Origin of the sequence: Pseudomonas sp. DC3200b2, assembly GCF_049895785.1 — a bacterium.
Classification (GTDB): Bacteria; Pseudomonadota; Gammaproteobacteria; order Pseudomonadales; family Pseudomonadaceae; genus Aquipseudomonas; species Aquipseudomonas massiliensis.
Genome location: NZ_JAFCTA010000003.1, coordinates 645863 through 661678 on the forward strand (window position 1 = coordinate 645863; position 15816 = coordinate 661678).

A 15816-nucleotide genomic window follows, 5' to 3' on the forward strand; every position below is an offset into this window, starting at 1 on the left:
GGGTAGAATGCCGCCTTTTACCTCTGTGGAGTTTCCATGAGCCTATCCCTGGCCCAAGCGCTGGAAAGCGCTGACATGCTCGTCATCGATGAGCTCTACTGTTTCGAATTCGGCCTGGCCGATGACGGGCTCGGCTTGCTGTGCATGGATGGGCGAACGGAACGGCGCTGGCATTTCGACCTCCAAGCGGTTGCCGCCGCAAGCTTCGACGGTGAACAGGACTGCTGGAAGATTGCCGCGGCAGGTGTCGAACACCGGCTGCGCTTGCTCAGTGCCTTTTCCGCCGACGAAGATGATGACCAAGAATAAGATCCGCCAGCCGTCTGGGCTTCAACTTTTGCGCGCGTGTACGGTCTTCACGAGAGGATTAATTCATGCTGCGAGTACTGATGTCGCTTACCCTTGCCGGCGCCGCCCTGGGCGCCCCCCTGGCCCAGGCCAGCTCCTATGACCTCCTGGTTGGAACCTATACCCAAGGCGCGAGCCAAGGCCTTTACCGCCTGACCTTCGACAGTGACAGCGGCCAGATAGCCAGGGCACCCGCGCAGGTGGTAAAGGCAGACAACCCGTCCTGGCTGACCCTCAACAAGGCCCAGGACAGACTGTACGTGGTCAATGAAAATGGCCCCGGGCAGAAAGACACGATAGGCCGGGTCAGCAGCTACCGCATTGACCCGACCACCCATGAGCTGACCTTGATCAACCAGGTCGAGACCCGCGGGGAGGAGCCGACCCACTCCAGCCTCAGCGCGGACGAGTGTTTCCTCTTCGTTTCCAACTATGCGGTACAGCCGAACCCCGGCGGCAGCCTGGCGGTGCTACCTGTGGAGCGAGACGGGCGGCTGGGCGAGGTGGTCCAGCAGCTCAGCCACGCGGCCAGCAAGGTGAACGCCGAGCGCCAGGCCAGTGGGCATGTGCATTCGGTCGTCAGCAACCGGGGTTTTGTCTACGCCAATGACCTGGGCGCCGACAAGGTCTTCATCTATCGCTACCAGCCGGACGCCAAGATGCCTCTGAGCCCCGCCAGCCCAGCGGCTGTCACCTTGCCGCCTGGCAGCGGTCCGCGCCACCTGCTGTTCGACCGCAGTGGTGAACATGCCTGGCTTACCCTGGAGATGCCCGCTCAGGTGGCAAGCTTCAGCTGGCAGGCCGGCAACCTGGTGCGTACTCAGCTGCAAGACCTGGCTCCAGGGCAAACGCCCGTGACAGGCGCCGGTGCGGGCCTGCACCTGGCCCCTGACGGCAAGTTCCTCTATGTGAGCAACCGGGGCAGCGTCAATGAGCTGGTGGTCTACGCGGTGGACCAGGCCGGTGGGCTTAAGCCGATCCAGCGGCGATCGGTGGAAGGGGACCACCCACGGGAGTTCACCCTCGATCCTACCGGCCGTTTCGTGCTGATCGCCAACCAGAAGAGCAATGAGATCGTGGTCGTTGCTCGGGACCCGCGTACCGGGCAACTGCAGGGTACGGTGCAGCGTTATGCGATCGATGCGCCTTCGGACGTGAAATTCCTCCAGGCCTCGCATCAATCTCAGTAATAACGGCTAACGGCCCAATGAATTTCAGCGGGCCCGCTTCGGGGAGTAAGTTGGCTTCACAGTCACTCACTTCCCGGAGGAACGCCATCATGAACTTCAATCTCTTCTCTGTTATCGCCGCATCCGCCATCTCCGCTTCGGTCGCCCTGCCAGCCAGCGCCAGCGGCCAAGCCGACAAGAACGGAGCGTCCACCCAGAGCTATACCCAGCAGTACTTGCGCAAAAGCGCCCATTTCTACGCTGCCCTCAGCCACAAGGTCGGTGACGCTCAATAAACCGCGGGAACCCTCGCAGGCGTCAGCGACGCTGGCAACGTTGTCCTGATCGCGAGCCAAGCGGCGGGCGCTTGAGCGGCCGCCGCCGTTCAAGGCACCACCCGTACCTCGCTCAAGCCGTTACCCTGACGCTGCACCTGAATCTGCACCGGGATGCGCTCGTGCATTTCCTGCACGTGGGAAATGACCGCTACCTTGCGACCTTGGGCTTGCAGATTATCGAGGGCGTCCATGGCCAATTGCAGTGATTCGGGGTCCAGGCTGCCGAAGCCTTCATCGATGAACAAGGATTCGATCTTCAAGCTGCTCGATGCCATGGAGGCCAGGCCCAGCGCAAGTGCCAAGGAAACCAGGAAGGTTTCGCCGCCACTCAGGGAATGGACCGAACGCACTTCATCCCCCATTTCGGTATCTACCACCAGTAGCCCAAGTGCGCTGCCGCCACGCTTGAGCCGGTAGCGACGCGCCAGTTGCAGCAGCTGCGCGTTGGCGTGGCGGACAAGCAAGTCAAGGTTGTAGGCCTGGGCGATCTTGCGTAGCCGATCACCTTCGGCCGAACCGATCAGGGCCGATAGGCGGGCCCAGCGCGTATGTTCAGCCTGGGCCTGGGCAAGCTGCGCGGCGAGCGCATCCCGGGCCTGTCGGCGCCGATCGTCTTCCAATTGGGCGGCACGCAACTCGGCGCATCGTTGCTCCTGCAACTGGCAGGTGCTTTCGATTTCAACGAGTGCCGCGGCCAAGTCTTCGGCGGGCCGGCTGGCCGCGGGCGCCTGCCCTTGATGAGCCTGGACGCGCGCCTGGCGCTCGGCAAGCACAGCCTGAGCCTGTTCCAGCGACCGCTGGGCCTGGCCCAGCCTTGCCTGCATGGCCTCGATGTCGGATTCGCCCAAGGTCAGTAAATGCGCCAGGGTCGAATCGTCCAGGGTTGGATGCCCGGCGCGCCAGCTTGCCAGCCGCTGGGTCAGCTCCGCGTATTCGGCTTCGTTGGCGGTCAGTTGCTCTTCGAGGCTTCGCGCCTGGGCCTGGGCTTGCAGAGCTTGATCGCGCGCCAGTTGCAGCGCTTGATTGGCCTGCGCCTGGGCATCCCGCGCCTGAATCACGGCTGTGTCCAGCTGCGCCTGCCAGGCCGTCACGCTCGCATGAGGCGCCAGCTGCTCGGTCAGCGTCTCGCGCAGCGCTTCCAGGCGCTTCTGGGCCTGCTCAAGGGCGACGCGCTGTTCCCGCGCCTGATCGTCCAGTAGGACGAGCTGGGCCTGCGCCACCTGGATATGCTGGGCCCGTTGGCTTTGACTGAGGCTCTGTGCCTGATGCTGTTCCTCCAGGCTCAAGCGTTCAGCCAGGGTGCGTTCCAGCGCCTCGCGCGCCTGAACCGGCTCTGCCCTCAGGGCGACAAGGGTAGCGGACGGCAGCAGGCTACCGAACCCGTCCAGCTCATCCTCGAAGCGTTGCCGCTCACGCTCGAGCGATGCCTGGTGCTCACGCCACTGTGCAGCCGCCTCGTCGCTGCGCTGCTGCGCCTGACGCAGCTGTTGCTGCAGCTGCGTTGCCTCGGCCTGGGCGGCGAGCAACGCCTGAAGTTGCTCTTCATCGCGGGAGATCTGTTCGCGCAGCCGGGCCACGGCGTCGTTGAGCCAGGCCTGGCGCCGGGGCTCGGGTATCGCCAGCAGTTCGTCCTGGCGCGCGAGCGTTCCCAAGGCGTCCAGCGCGGCGGTGAGTTGAGCCTGCTCGCGCTGTTGCTGCTCATGCAAGGCTTTGAGCCGATCGATGAGGCCCCGTACCTCGGCACGCAGCTCGGCCAGCTGTTCGGCGAGCGCATTGACCCGCGCCTGGGCCGTTTCGATTTCGGCCAGGTCCTGTGCTTCCAGCGTCTGCAGCGCGACCTCGGCGCGGGTTGCCGTCTCGCCGGGGTGATCCTCGCTGCCGCACACTGGGCAGGGCGCGCCCGGCACCAGACCGGCGCGAAGCCGGGCCAGATGCTGCCGCTCCAGTACCTGCGCGGTCACGTCCAGGGCCTGGCTGGCTCTTTCGTGTTCCGCCTTGACAGCCTGGCCTTGCTCGATGCAGGTATGGCGCTTCTTGGTCAAGGCCTGCTGTTGCGCCTTCAAGTCCGCCAGGCGCTCTTGTGCCTGGGCACAGCGGCGCCAATGTTCATCCAGAGAGGTCAAGGCCTGCAGGCCGTCGCGGTTGTCGCGCAGCAGATCGGTCAATAGCTTGAGTCGCTCGCCCAAGTCTTCGGTGCCGCCGAGCCTGGCCGCCAGTTCGTGCAAGCGGGCCTGAAGGTCAGCCTGGACCTGGCCTGCCCGTTCGGCGTCCTGCTTCAGTGGCGAGGCTTTGGCCTGGAGATCGCTGACCCGCTGGGCTGCCTCCACGGCCTGGCGCAGCCGCGGCTGGTAGGCAGTCCAGGCACTGGCCAGGCGGGCCAGCCCGGCGCTTGCCTCCAGACGCGCCTGTACCGCGTGCAGCACCGTATCTCCCTGGGCCTGTGCCTGTTCTAGCGCGGTCAGCGCCGTGCGCCCGGCCTCGACATCACGCTCCACCTGGGCCCATTGCGCCTGGCGCGGCGCGAGTTCCTGTTCCAACAGCTGCAGGGTGGCTTGCAGGTCCTGGGCCTGGCGCAAGGCGGGCGCCGCCTCGGCCTGAGCCTCGGTCGCCCGCTGCAAGCAAGCCATGGCTTCGGCGACCTTTCCCTGCTCGACTTCACTGGCCTGCTCGGCGATAGCCCTGGCTGTCAGGGCCTCGTTGAGCGCCTCGACCAGTTTCTGGTGATGTACATCCAGGCGACGGCTTTGCTCGAGCACGGCTCTCTGGGGCGCCAGGGCCTGCAGCAGCGTGAGCGTTTGACGCTCCCCCTCCTGCCGCTGCCACTGATTCTGCGCTTGAGCCACAGCCTCGGTGGCGGCATGGGCCTGTGCCAGCAACAGCTCGGTCTCCAACTGGTGCTGTCGCTGGACCTCAAGCATTCGCCGCTCTTCCTGAGAGCCGCTCAAGGTTGTCCGGGCCATGACGAGGCGCTCGTCCAGGTCCCGGCGAGCCTGTTCATCCAGGGCTTGGATCGCGCCATCCTGAGCCTGCAGGTTTTCCAGGTGCTGGCGCGCACTCCGTGCCTTGTCGTAGGCACGGCGGCCAAGGCGGCTGTAGAGCGCGGTGTCGGTAAGCTTCTCCAGCAGTTCACTGCGCTCGTTGTCGTTGGCCTTGAGGAAAGCGCTGAACTCGCTCTGGGCCAACAGCACGGCGCGGGTGAACTGCTCGAAATTCAACCCCAGGCGCGCTTCCAGCAGTGGTCGGTACTCGTTCTTCTGGGTTGCCAGCAGGCGGTCGCTGTCCAGGTCCAACAGGCTTTGCCGGCTCGGTTGCAGCTTGGCTCCAGCCTTGTCCCGGGCGCGGTTGGCTTCCCAACGGGCCCGGTAGCGCACCCCGTCCACCCCGAGGAAGTCCACTTCGGCAAAGCCTGCGCCGGCCCCGCGGCGCAGCAGGTTGCGCGGGTCCCAGATGGCAATTTCGCCGTCGGCGTCGGGTACCTTGGCGTCCCGGGCAGTGGCCCCGAGCCGGGGCACCGCGCCGAACAACGCCAGGCAGAGGGCATCGAGCAGGGTGCTCTTGCCCGCGCCGGTGGGGCCAGTGATCGCGAACAGGCCGGCGCTGGCCAGGGGTTCGGTGGTGAAATCCAGGGCTACGGGCCCGGCCAGGGAAGCCAGATTCCGCAGTCGAATGGCAAGAATCTTCAAGGCTGGTGCTCCGTCTGCTCTTCCTGCAGCAGAGTCAGGAAGTCTGCCAGGGTGGCGTCATCCACCTGGCTTGCGTATTGCTCCTCCCAGGCGCGGCTGAAAACCTGCTGCGGGCTGAGCTGTTCCAACTGCTCCAGGGGACCTTCGCAACCGCCAGCGCTCCGGCCCTGATACTCGACCGCGATGCGCACCAGACGCGCGGCCTTGCCATCGAGCGCCGCCTCTACCCGGGCGCGCAGTTCGGGCTGGGGTTCATTCAAGGTGACCCGCACTTCCAGCCAGGGATGCTGCACCACCTCGGCGAGCAGGTCAGGCTGGGGCAGCGCGGCCAGCCGCGCCAGTACTTCATCGAGCGGGGCCGGGCCGACCCGTAGCAGGTCCACCGCCCGTGGAACCCGGTGCGGCTGCACCTGCTCCAGGCGGTCGCCGACGAAATCCACCTGCAGCACCTGATGGGGGTAGTCCACTTCTGAGAAAGACAGTGGAATGGGCGAGCCACTGTAGCGCAGTCGCTGCTCGCCGTTGACCTGCTGCGGCTTGTGCAGGTGCCCCAGGGCAACGTAATTCACGCTGTCGTCGAACAGGCTGGCCGGCAGCGCTTCGGCGTGGCCAATGACCAGGCTGCGTTCTGAGTCCAGGGAAACCGCGCCGCCGGCCATGTGTGCATGACTGATCGCAATCAGCGGCTGGCCGGGGGCGCGGCGTGCATTGGCCGCGGCGATAAGGCGCTGGTGCACCAGGGCGATGCCGCTCAGGTAGTTCTCACCCAGATGAGGCCCGGTGACCTCCGCCGGGCGCAGGAAGGGCAGCGCCAGGCACCAGCCGGCGATGGCGCCATGGGCGTCAGGCAAGGGGATGAGCAACCGTTCGCAATCGAGCTGGCCATCGTCCAGCCAGAGCACGCGCCCCAGGGCGTGGGTGCGCAGTCGACGCATGAGCGGGGCGGGCAATTCGATGCGCGAGCCAGAATCATGATTGCCGGCGATCATCACGATGGTCAGGGAGGGCAGGGCCTCATGGGCGCTGACGATGAAGTCGTAGAGCCGCTCCTGGGCCTTGAGCGGGGGGTTCACGGTGTCGAAGATGTCGCCGGCGATCAGCAGGGCGTCCGGTACCAGCGCCTGGATGCGTGCCAGCAGCCAGCCCAGAAAGGCCTGGTGTTCATAGTCGCGGTCCTGGCCATGGAGGCTCTGCCCCAGGTGCCAGTCGGAAGTGTGCAGCAAGCGCATTGGCAGGCCTCGAGAAACTATTTGGGGTAGAGCGGCGGCAGGCTTTCCTCGGCCCCTGCGGGGCGGCCACCATTGGGTAGGCTACTGACGGCCTGCCACAGGCGACGGCCTTGCCAGTAGCGGCCGGCTTCGCTGTAGAGCGCGCCGTTGAGGCCATCAAGGGCATCGGACAGCGGCGGATGACGCACGGCCATCTGCGCCAGGGTCTCGGACTGTTGACGCGCCCAGGCATCCAGCGCCTGGCGCGACGACTGAGGATCATTGTTCAGGCAGGCTCGCTTGAGATCGTCGAGCAGGCCGCGACTGCTGGGGCCGGCGGCTGCAAGCCGGGCCACCGCGGGCCGGGAGCGGGCCCGCCACCACAGGCCGAAGCCGAGCAGGGTGGTGAGCGACAATAGCGCGGTCGCCAGTTGCCACGGCCACAGCGGGCCCGGCACGGCGGGCCCGGGCAGCGAAGTGACGCCGGTTGGCTCGGCCGCCGGCTGGACTTCGAACGCACGGGCGGGGAGGCTGGTATGTTCCAAATGATCTTCCCGGGTATTCCACCAGACGATGTCCACGGCAGGCAGCTCGCTGCGGCCAGGCCGGCTGGGCACCAGGGCCTCGCGCTCCTGTCGGCTTCCCACCAGTCCGCGCTCGGTGTGCTGGTCGTCCAGCCGCGGCTGGTCGGGATAGCGACGCATTGCATCCACCGCGCCATCGGGCAGCGGTGGAAGCTGTGCGCTGGAGAGCCCTTCGGCCTTGAGCGTCAGGGTGCGCGTCAGGGACTCCCCCACCGAGGCCGTCTCCGGTGCAGGGTTCCAGGTTTCGCTCAGGCTCAGGCCGCGGGCCGGCAGCCAGGCCGCGTCGGCCGGGTAAACGCCGGGCTTGGGCAATACCTTCAGGCTCAGGCTCGCCGAGGCGACCCGCACCTGCGCGCCAGGGCGAGGACGTCCATTGTCATCGCTGGCCACCGTGGTGGCGGTGAACATCAACGGGGGCAGGACAAGCTCACCGCTGCGTTGCGGATAAAGGGCATAGCGAGTTTCGATGACTCCATGACGCACCCCATCGATTACCTTCTCGTAGGCGCGCCGTGGGCCCAGCGGCTCTACTCGGGCGTCACTGAGTTCAGGAGGGGTGAACAGACTGTCATCGTACAGGGCCACGCTGTGGTACGCCCGCAGGGTCAGAATGGTCTGGGCCTGCACATACACCCGCTCCTGGTCCAGGCTGGCCTCGATGAACACAGGCGCAGTACTGGCTGGGGTGGCCGTCGGGGCGTCCAGCACCTGTACGACGATAGGCTGGCTGCGCAGGTCGCCGACCTGCAGCGCAGGAATGGTCAGGGTCCCACTGCCAAGCGGGACCAGGGAAACAATCCAGCGGGTACTGGCAGCCCGGTCGTCGGCAATGCTGGCTGGTCGGTTTACCTGGCGAACATCGCCAACGCGGAAGTCCGCTTCCAAGGGCGCGGTGTCCGGCCGGCCGAACAGGGTCGCGTCACCGGTTTCAAGGCTTAGCTCGAAGGATTCGCCCACGGCCAGATGAGCGCGGTCCACGCTGGCGACCAGTACCGCAGCCACTGTCGGGAGCGGCAGCGCCAGCGCCAGCACGCATAGAAGAAAGGCGTAGAGCCGACTCATCACTATTGTTCCTGCCGTTGTCGCTGTTCATACCAGAATTTGCGCCGGAGCAATTCTGACGGATCGTCCGGTATCTGTCGCAGCCATTGCTCCAGCGATTGCCGGGCTTCGTCTTCCGGGTAGCGCTCCAGCGCCGGGCCGTTGTTCAGGGATGCGCTCGCCTGCGAAGCGCCCGATTGGTTGCCAAGGCGGTCGTCTTTATTCCCATCGGCAGTGGCACCGGACGCTAGGGAGCTAGTGGTCGATGCGGCGCTGTCCGGGGTCGCCGTGCCTGTATGGGCTGGCGGCATGGCCGCCGATGGAACGCCCGGACCCGGTGACGGCCCACTGGGGGCGATAGAGGCAGCCGGCGGTTCTTTCGCTGGCGCCGAAGGGGCGGCGGGCGGTGTCCCGGGTACTGACGCCTGCCGCGCTTGCAGCATGGACCTGACCAGAGCCTGGTTGTCACGGGCGATGGCCAGGGCGGGGTCGCGTTCCAGTGCCTGCTCGTAAGCATCGAGCGCGCTTTCCAGCTTCCCGGACATCGCCAGTGCGTTGCCGCGGTTGTAATGGTCGGCTGCGCTGTCGCCCTGGGCGAAACGTTTGGCCGCCTCGGCGTATTGTCGGGCCCGGTAGAGGGCCACGCCCTGCCAGCGAGGGTCGCTGAACCGCGCGGCCGCCTCGTCTGGCGCTTGAATGAGCAGACGCTGGCCTTGCTGGTCCGGGCGCCACCAGAAGTCGGCCAGGCTGAAGGCATAGACCGGCGAAGGCGTTGCGCCCAAGGCCAGCGAGAGGGGTAGGCACAGCAGCCAGCCACGTCGTCCGGCCAGGGCAGCGAGCCCCAGCAAAGGCAAGAGCAGCCAATACCCCTGGTCGGCCCAACGGTCCGATGGGCTTTCCAGTGCCGCTTCGGCACCGAACGACCCGTGACCACCATCGAGCATGCCCAGGGCGCGCAGGTCATGGCTGTCGATTCGCGCTGTCTCATAGCGGCCATGGGCACTGGCCGCGGTGGCCGTCAAGGCATCCGCGTCGAGGCGGGCAAGGGCGATACCACCACGGGGGTCCTTGAGCAACTCACCGTTCTCCAGCGGCACCGCGGCGCCTTCCCGGCTGCCCACACCCAGTATGAACAGGGGCGGCGCCCGCCGACCCAGCCAGTGGTCGATGCCGGCGCGCTCCTCGTCGGTCAGGCTGGAAGCGATCAACAGCAGACGCCCCGGACCCTGGCCGGCCTGGGCCAGCAGGTCCAGGCCCTGGCGCACGGCCAGGTCGGCGCGCTGCCCGGGTTCGGGCATGAGGGAAGGCTTCAAGGCCTCGAGCAGGTTGGCGCTGGTGGCCTGATCATCGGACAGCGGCACCAGGGTATGCGCACTGCCGGCATAGACGACGATGGCCGTCTGCGCCTCGGCGCGCCGCTGCAGCACATCGAGTATCTTGCGCCGCGCCTGGCTGAGACGGTCTGGCGAGACGTCCTGGGCGAGCATGTCGGGCGTCAGCGCCAGCAGGATCACCAAGGGGTCGTCAGGGCGCTGGCTCAGCGGCTGGTCCCGCCGCCAGCCCGGCCCCGCGAGGGCCAGTCCTGCCAACACGGCCGCCATGGCGAGCAGCACCCGTGGCCAGTGCTGGGCCCGAGCCTGGCTGCCGCGCAAAAGCGTGCCGTGAAAAGCCCGCGGCAATAGCGCCTGCCAACGCCCGCTGCGGCGTCGGCGCAACCACAGGCCCCAGCACAACCCTGCGAGCAGGGGCCAGGCAAGGAACCAGCCTGGCCGTGACCAGTGCGGCAAGCATGCAAGCAAGGCATCGATCATGGGCGGGGCCTCAACCGAGCCAGGCGAGCGCGAAGAGCGGCCAAGGCCGGTAACAGCGGCGCGAGCCAGGGCAGGCGTCGGGCGAGGGGGAGCAGCCGTTGGATCATCAAGGCGGCGGTAGCCAGCACAGCCGTGACCAGGGGCCAGTGATACAGTTCCTGGACAGGTCGTACTCGGGTCGGCTGCTGGTTGACCGGCTCCAGTCGGTCAAGGGCCTGGCCAATGGCGTCGAGTTCGCGTCCGTCGCGAGCGCGGAAATATTCACCGCCCGTAGCGCTGGCGATCGCCTGCAACGCGGCTTCGTCCAGATCATTGCGCGGGCTGGTGCCCAGAGGCGTGCCAGCAACCGCTGCCGTCGGGTCCGCGCCGATGCCGATGGCATGGATGCGCACCTGCTCGGCGGCGGCCAGGCGGGCGGCGGTCAATGGCGAAATGTGCCCGCCGTTGTTGGCCCCGTCGGTGACCAGCACCAGCACGCGACTGTCAGCCGGCCGGGCCCGCAGGCGCTTGATCGCCAGCCCGATGGCATCGCCGACGGCGGTGGTCTGGCCGGCGATGCCCACCTGGGCTTCGTCGAGCCAGGTGCGTACCGTGCGCCGGTCGAAGGTGAGCGGCGCTTGCAGATAAGCCTGGGTGCCGAAGAGAATCAAGCCCACCCGGTCCCCTTGGCGCGCTTCAAGGAAATCGCCAAGAAGATGCTTGACCAGGCTCAGGCGGCTTACGCTTTCCCCGTGCCATTGCATGTCGGGGTAATCCATGGAGCCGGAAACGTCCACTGCCACCATCAGGTCGCGTCCCGTGGCCGGCATGGGCAACGGCGGCCCCAGCCACTGAGGGCGGGCGCACGCTAGCACCAGGCAGAGCCACACCAGCGCGTAGGGCAGTTGCTGACGCCAGCCGGGCAGGCCCCGGCTGACGCGACCCCGGCTGAGAGCGGCCAGTTCGTCAAGAAAACCGACCTGCAGCACCTGCTCGCCGGTTTCCGCTGGCGGCAAGGTTCGCCGTAGCACCCAGGGCAGTGGCAGCAGCAGGAAGACCAGCGGCCAGGCGAACTCAAGCATGTTTGCGAATCCAGGTGTCCACGGCCTGGTAGAGACCCTGGATCGCCTTGTCATCGAGCCTGCATTCGGGCCGGTAGACCCCCTCCACCAGGATCATCCAGCGCGTAAGGCCCGCCGCCGGGCAGCGATTGTCCAGGAACGCCAGCCAGGTCCGACCGTTGAGGGTATGGCTGTTGGCATTGGGGTAGTGGTTGCGGCAGATGCGTTTGAGCAGGGCGTTGAGCTGGGCAAGCCAGGCGCCGGCCGGGGCGCCGCCATAGGGACGCGGCATCAGCGCCAGCTCGGCCAGGGCTTCCAGGCGCACCGGGTCGATGCCCGGGTCGTTGAGGGGGGCCGGCTGGGCCGGTTCATCCACTGCCGGGGAGGGGCGACGGTACCAACGCAGGGCGGCGGCCAAGGTCAACAGCAACGCGGCCGCGAGCAACCACCAACCGGGCGCTGGCGGCCAGAAGGGCACTGGCGTCGGCTCGATCAAGGGATGCAGGCGGTCCAGGGGGTTCATGGGGCAGTCCCGGCCCAGGTACCCGGGCGTGGGCGGCTACTGGTGTATTCACGCAATTGATCGACCGGGTCGGCCTGGGTACTGAGCGGCAGCACCAGAACGCCAAGCTTCTGCGCCAGCCGCTGCCACCGGCCGCGTCGGTGTTGTGCCGAGGCCTTGTAGGCGCGCAGCAGCTCAGTGTCATTGGTGTCCACTTCCAGCTGCGCGCTGCCCAGACCGAAGCGCAACAAGCCGGCGGCTGGCAAGGCGTGGTCCATGGGATCGCTGATCGGCAACAGCAACAGGTCGCAGTGTCGTGACAGCAGGCTCAACTGCTGCTCGGCCGCGTCGCTCAGCGCGCGTTCATCGCAGATCACTATGGCTAGACTGCCGGGGCGCAGCACTTCCCGGGCCCGGCGCAGCGCGCTGCCCAAGGGGTCCGAAGCGGGGCGGGCATCGGTGGTGAGCGCGGCATTGACTCGAACCAGGCGGTTGAGCAGTTGCAACAGGCTTTGCTTGCTGCGCCGTGGCTTGATTTCGTAGTGATCCAGGTCACCGAACACTAGCCCGCCTACCCGGTCGTTATGCTCCAGGGTCGCCCAGCCGAACAGGGCGGCAATCTGCGCGGCCAGGGTGGACTTGAAGGCTCGGGCCGAGCCGAAGAACAACTGCCGGCTCTGCTCTACCAGGATGAAGATCGGCCGCTCGCGCTCTTCATGGAACAGTTTGGTGTGGGGCTCCTGGGTGCGCGCTGTGACGCGCCAATCGATGTTGCGTACATCGTCCCCGGCCTGGTAGACCCGCACCTGATCGAAATCCACCCCGCGGCCGCGCAGCTTGGAGTGGTGCAGGCCGATCAGCGGGCTGCGCTGGCCAGGGCGCGAAAACAGCTGGACCTCGCGCACCCGGTGGCGCATCTCGATCAGTTCGGCCAGGCTTACGGCGATGGTGGGCGCGGCCCGGGCAAGGCTCTTCATGGGGCTGACCCTAGGCCACGGCCACGACGTCGAGGATGCGCTGGATGACCCGATCCTGGTCGACCCCCGCGGCCTCGGCTTCGAAGGACAGGATGATGCGATGACGCAGCACGTCGAAGATCATGGCCTGGATGTCCTCGGGGCTGACGAAGTCGCGCCCGGCCAGCCAGGCATGGGCCCGGGCGCAGCGGTCCAGGGAAATCGAGCCACGCGGGCTGGCGCCGTAGGCCAGCCATTCGGCCAGCTCGGCGTCATATTTGGCCGGCGCGCGCGTGGCCATCACCAGTTGGACCAGGTATTGCTCCACGGCATCGGCCATGTACAAGCCGAGTATCTCCTTGCGTGCCGCGAAGATCGCCTGCTGGCTCACCCGACGTTCCGGCTTGGCTTCGCCATTAAGCGCCTCGCCACGGGCCTGCTGGAGGATCTTGCGCTCCACCGAAGCGTCTGGGAAGCCAATCTTCACGTGCATCAGGAAACGATCGAGCTGCGCTTCGGGCAACGGGTAGGTGCCTTCCTGCTCGATGGGGTTCTGGGTAGCCATCACCAGGAACAACGGCGAAAGGTCATACGTACTGCGGCCCACGCTTACCTGCCGCTCCGCCATGGCCTCCAGCAGCGCCGACTGTACCTTGGCCGGAGCCCGGTTGATTTCATCAGCCAGCACCAGGTTGTGGAAGATCGGCCCTTGCTGGAACACGAAGCTGCCGGTTTCGGGTCGGTAGATTTCCGTGCCGGTGATGTCCGCCGGAAGCAGGTCGGGAGTGAACTGGATGCGATGGAACTGCGCCTCGACGCCCTCGGCCAGCTCCTTGATCGCCTTGGTCTTGGCCAACCCGGGCGCGCCTTCCACCAGCATGTGGCCGTCTGCCAGGAGCACGATCAACAACCGATCGATGAGTTTGTCCTGGCCGAGAATCTGGGTGGAGAGAAAGCTGCGCAGCGCGATGAGCGCTTCACGATGTTCCATCGATGAGTACCTGGGTGGCCGCCGGAAAAGCTGGCGTAACGGGCGAGGCCTTGGCCTCGAGGGCCACTATTTTAATGCATGGCGCCGGGGAAAGGTATTCCGTTGCGCTTGCCGGGCAGCGCTCTGTGGGGCTCAGCCGCCGGTCATGTTCATGAAGCGCACTACCTGTACCTGGTCATCCAGCCTGAAATCATGCCGTGCCGGCTTGATCGCCATGGCCTCGATGATGGCGCGTTCCAAACGCTCCGGCTGGCCGGGGTGGGCACGAAGCATGGCCTTCAGGTCGACCGAGTGTTCGTTGCCCAGGCAGAGTAGCAGACGGCCTTCCACGGTAAGGCGGACACGGTTGCAGGTGGCGCAGAAGTTGTGGCTGTGGGGCGAGATGAAGCCGATCCGCGTATCCGGGGCCTGGGCCAGGCGCCAATAGCGGGATGGGCCGTGGGTGGTATCCGTTGCAGGCACCAGGGTGTAGCGTTCGGCGATGCGCTCGCGTACCTGCTCGCTGGAAAAAAAGGCTTCGGCCCGGCTGTGCTCGGTGATCACGCCCAGGGGCATTTCCTCGATGAAACTGATATCCAGCCCGCGGTCGATGGCGAAGGCGACCAGGTCGTTGATTTCGTCATCGTTGCGCCCTTTCATCACCACGCAGTTGAGCTTGGTATAGGTGAAGCCCGCCGCGTTCGCCGCGTCTATACCGGCGACCACCCGGGCCAGGTCGCCGGTGCGGGTGAGCTGCCGGAAACGCTCCGGGTTCAGGCTGTCCAGGCTGATATTGAGGCGGGCGAGGCCAGCTTCGCGCAAGGGAACGGCCAGGCGCGCCAGCTGCGACCCGTTGGTGGTCATGCACAGTTCTTCGAGGCCGGGGAGGGCGGCGATTCGCGCGCAAAGCTCGACCACCCCCGCGCGTACCAGCGGCTCGCCTCCCGTAAGGCGGATCTTGCGCGTGCCCAGAGCCACGAAGGCCCGCGCCATCTCATGCAGCTCTTCAAGGGTGAGGATGCGCTGGCGCGGCAGGAAGGTCATATCTTCGGCCATGCAGTACACGCAGCGGAAATCGCAGCGGTCGGTCACCGACATCCGAAGATAGTCGACCCGTCTCGCAAAACCGTCGGTCAGATGCCGCTGCGCCATTGAGGCCTCATGAATGATGTTTCGGTTGCGCTGGCTTGACAGGCGGCCCCTTAAGGCACTTCCTGACAGGCCACAAAGATGCCCAGCCACGATGTCACGGTCCGCGCCAGATCGTCTGTGGACCTCAGGCACGTTAAGACCGATACCGCTCAGCGTCCAATCGCTTGTAGCGATCATCTCATAGACCTTATCAATGGTGGCCGGTTCGTCTTTGCTGAGCCCGGGCATCAAGACTGGCTTGATATAGCCGCGCTCCATGGATTTTGATACGCATGGCACATGGTTCCGCCTGGCGATTCGTGCTTAACTCGCGACTTCTGTTAAACCCGATAGAAGGAATCGCTCCATGGCTCAAGTGACCCTCAAAGGCAACCCGGTCCGCATCGACGGCCAGCTTCCGCAGCCAGGCGACATCGCGCCCGCTTTCTCCCTGGTTGGCGGCGACCTGAGCGACAAGTCCCTTGAGAGCTTCGCCGGCAAGCGCAAGGTACTGAACATCTTCCCCAGCGTGGATACCCCCACCTGTGCCACCTCCGTGCGCAAGTTCAACGCTGAGGCCAGCAAGCTCAGCGATACGGTGGTGCTATGCATCTCGGCGGACTTGCCCTTCGCCCAGAGCCGCTTCTGCGGCGCCGAGGGGTTGGAGAACGTAGTCAACCTGTCCACGTTGCGCGGCCGTGAGTTCATCGAAGCCTACGGGGTGGCCATTGCCGAGGGCCCGCTCAAGGGGCTGACCGCCCGCGCCGTGGTGGTGCTGGACGAGCAGAACAAGGTCCTGCACAGCGAACTGGTGTCCGAAATCGGCCAGGAGCCCAACTATGACGCGGCTCTGGCGGTATTGAAGTAAGCTTTTCCCCTGGCGCGCCGCGGTCGTGGTGCGCCTTCCCCGCGCTGTCATCTGAAGTGTGTCAGTTTGGTAACACCCTGTTGCCAATACGTAAAAGACCGGTAAATGCGCTTTGCGAATGGCGCCGCAGTGCTTATCGTTCAGCCTCCCGAAGGAAAGCTGAGCCG

The 15816-nt window shown here is 66.1% G+C and carries 13 protein-coding genes; 4 read left to right on the plus strand and 9 right to left on the minus strand.

What is annotated here, in order from left to right:
* The first annotated feature begins 36 nt into the window (after positions 1 to 36).
* The 3 genes from ACP691_RS12320 to ACP691_RS12330 all read left to right on the plus strand — a co-directional run bounded on the left by ACP691_RS12320 (position 37) and on the right by ACP691_RS12330 (position 1813).
* On the plus strand, positions 37 to 309 hold the full coding sequence (locus ACP691_RS12320) for a DUF5629 family protein (RefSeq protein ID WP_426149691.1): 273 nt from the start codon (positions 37 to 39) through the stop codon (positions 307 to 309).
* Positions 310 to 374: 65 nt separating this feature from the next.
* Entirely contained in the window at positions 375 to 1538 is a 1164-nt protein-coding gene (locus ACP691_RS12325) for a lactonase family protein (protein ID WP_426149692.1), read from the plus strand.
* A gap of 89 nt (positions 1539 to 1627) precedes the next feature.
* Positions 1628 to 1813: a hypothetical protein gene (locus ACP691_RS12330; RefSeq protein WP_426149693.1), complete on the plus strand. Its 186-nt coding sequence runs from the start codon at positions 1628 to 1630 to the stop codon at positions 1811 to 1813.
* Between the two features lie 89 nt (positions 1814 to 1902).
* On the opposite strand, the gene ACP691_RS12335 is transcribed toward ACP691_RS12330, so the two are convergent.
* The 9 genes from ACP691_RS12335 to moaA all read right to left on the minus strand — a co-directional run bounded on the left by ACP691_RS12335 (position 1903) and on the right by moaA (position 14802).
* Positions 1903 to 5538 (minus strand): AAA family ATPase, encoded by a 3636-nt coding sequence (locus ACP691_RS12335; RefSeq protein ID WP_426199702.1) that lies wholly within the window; start codon positions 5536 to 5538, stop codon positions 1903 to 1905.
* Positions 5535 to 6767 (minus strand): exonuclease SbcCD subunit D C-terminal domain-containing protein, encoded by a 1233-nt coding sequence (locus tag ACP691_RS12340; RefSeq protein ID WP_426153907.1) that lies wholly within the window; start codon positions 6765 to 6767, stop codon positions 5535 to 5537. The genes ACP691_RS12335 and ACP691_RS12340 overlap by 4 nt, the downstream gene beginning before the upstream one ends.
* 17 nt (positions 6768 to 6784) lie before the next feature.
* On the minus strand, positions 6785 to 8392 hold the full coding sequence (locus tag ACP691_RS12345; RefSeq protein ID WP_426153909.1) for a BatD family protein: 1608 nt from the start codon (positions 8390 to 8392) through the stop codon (positions 6785 to 6787).
* Positions 8393 to 8394: 2 nt separating this feature from the next.
* Entirely contained in the window at positions 8395 to 10170 is a 1776-nt protein-coding gene (locus ACP691_RS12350) for a VWA domain-containing protein (protein WP_426154000.1), read from the minus strand.
* Between the two features lie 8 nt (positions 10171 to 10178).
* A complete protein-coding gene (locus ACP691_RS12355) occupies positions 10179 to 11243 on the minus strand; it encodes a vWA domain-containing protein (RefSeq protein ID WP_426153911.1) in 1065 nt (354 codons plus the stop codon).
* The gene (locus ACP691_RS12360; protein ID WP_426153913.1) at positions 11236 to 11745 is read right to left on the minus strand and encodes a DUF4381 domain-containing protein; all 510 of its coding nucleotides are present in this window, start codon (positions 11743 to 11745) and stop codon (positions 11236 to 11238) included. Before ACP691_RS12360 ends, ACP691_RS12355 begins: the two co-directional genes overlap by 8 nt.
* Complete coding sequence (locus ACP691_RS12365) at positions 11742 to 12701, minus strand: DUF58 domain-containing protein (RefSeq protein WP_426153915.1); 960 nt, start codon at positions 12699 to 12701, stop codon at positions 11742 to 11744. Before ACP691_RS12365 ends, ACP691_RS12360 begins: the two co-directional genes overlap by 4 nt.
* 10 nt (positions 12702 to 12711) lie before the next feature.
* Entirely contained in the window at positions 12712 to 13671 is a 960-nt protein-coding gene (locus tag ACP691_RS12370; RefSeq protein WP_426153917.1) for an AAA family ATPase, read from the minus strand.
* A 132-nt stretch (positions 13672 to 13803) separates the two neighbouring features.
* Positions 13804 to 14802, minus strand: coding sequence for a GTP 3',8-cyclase MoaA (gene moaA, locus ACP691_RS12375; RefSeq protein ID WP_426153919.1), 999 nt, complete (start codon positions 14800 to 14802; stop codon positions 13804 to 13806).
* 346 nt (positions 14803 to 15148) lie between these two features.
* Between moaA and tpx the strand changes: the two genes are divergently transcribed.
* A complete protein-coding gene (tpx, locus tag ACP691_RS12380; RefSeq protein WP_426153920.1) occupies positions 15149 to 15649 on the plus strand; it encodes a thiol peroxidase in 501 nt (166 codons plus the stop codon).
* The last annotated feature ends 167 nt before the right edge of the window (positions 15650 to 15816 follow it).

Bases quoted from the DNA above. Each gene is read 5' to 3' on its own strand.
- ACP691_RS12320 (WP_426149691.1), top strand. From the start codon at position 37: ATGAGCCTATCCCTGGCCCAAGCGCTGGAAAGCGCTGACATGCTCGTC.
- ACP691_RS12325 (WP_426149692.1), top strand. From the start codon at position 375: ATGCTGCGAGTACTGATGTCGCTTACCCTTGCCGGCGCCGCCCTGGGC.
- ACP691_RS12330 (WP_426149693.1), top strand. From the start codon at position 1,628: ATGAACTTCAATCTCTTCTCTGTTATCGCCGCATCCGCCATCTCCGCT.
- ACP691_RS12340 (WP_426153907.1), bottom strand. From the start codon at position 6,767: ATGCGCTTGCTGCACACTTCCGACTGGCACCTGGGGCAGAGCCTCCAT.
- ACP691_RS12345 (WP_426153909.1), bottom strand. From the start codon at position 8,392: ATGAGTCGGCTCTACGCCTTTCTTCTATGCGTGCTGGCGCTGGCGCTG.
- ACP691_RS12355 (WP_426153911.1), bottom strand. From the start codon at position 11,243: ATGCTTGAGTTCGCCTGGCCGCTGGTCTTCCTGCTGCTGCCACTGCCC.
- ACP691_RS12360 (WP_426153913.1), bottom strand. From the start codon at position 11,745: ATGAACCCCCTGGACCGCCTGCATCCCTTGATCGAGCCGACGCCAGTG.
- ACP691_RS12365 (WP_426153915.1), bottom strand. From the start codon at position 12,701: ATGAAGAGCCTTGCCCGGGCCGCGCCCACCATCGCCGTAAGCCTGGCC.
- ACP691_RS12370 (WP_426153917.1), bottom strand. From the start codon at position 13,671: ATGGAACATCGTGAAGCGCTCATCGCGCTGCGCAGCTTTCTCTCCACC.
- moaA (WP_426153919.1), bottom strand. From the start codon at position 14,802: ATGGCGCAGCGGCATCTGACCGACGGTTTTGCGAGACGGGTCGACTAT.
- tpx (WP_426153920.1), top strand. From the start codon at position 15,149: ATGGCTCAAGTGACCCTCAAAGGCAACCCGGTCCGCATCGACGGCCAG.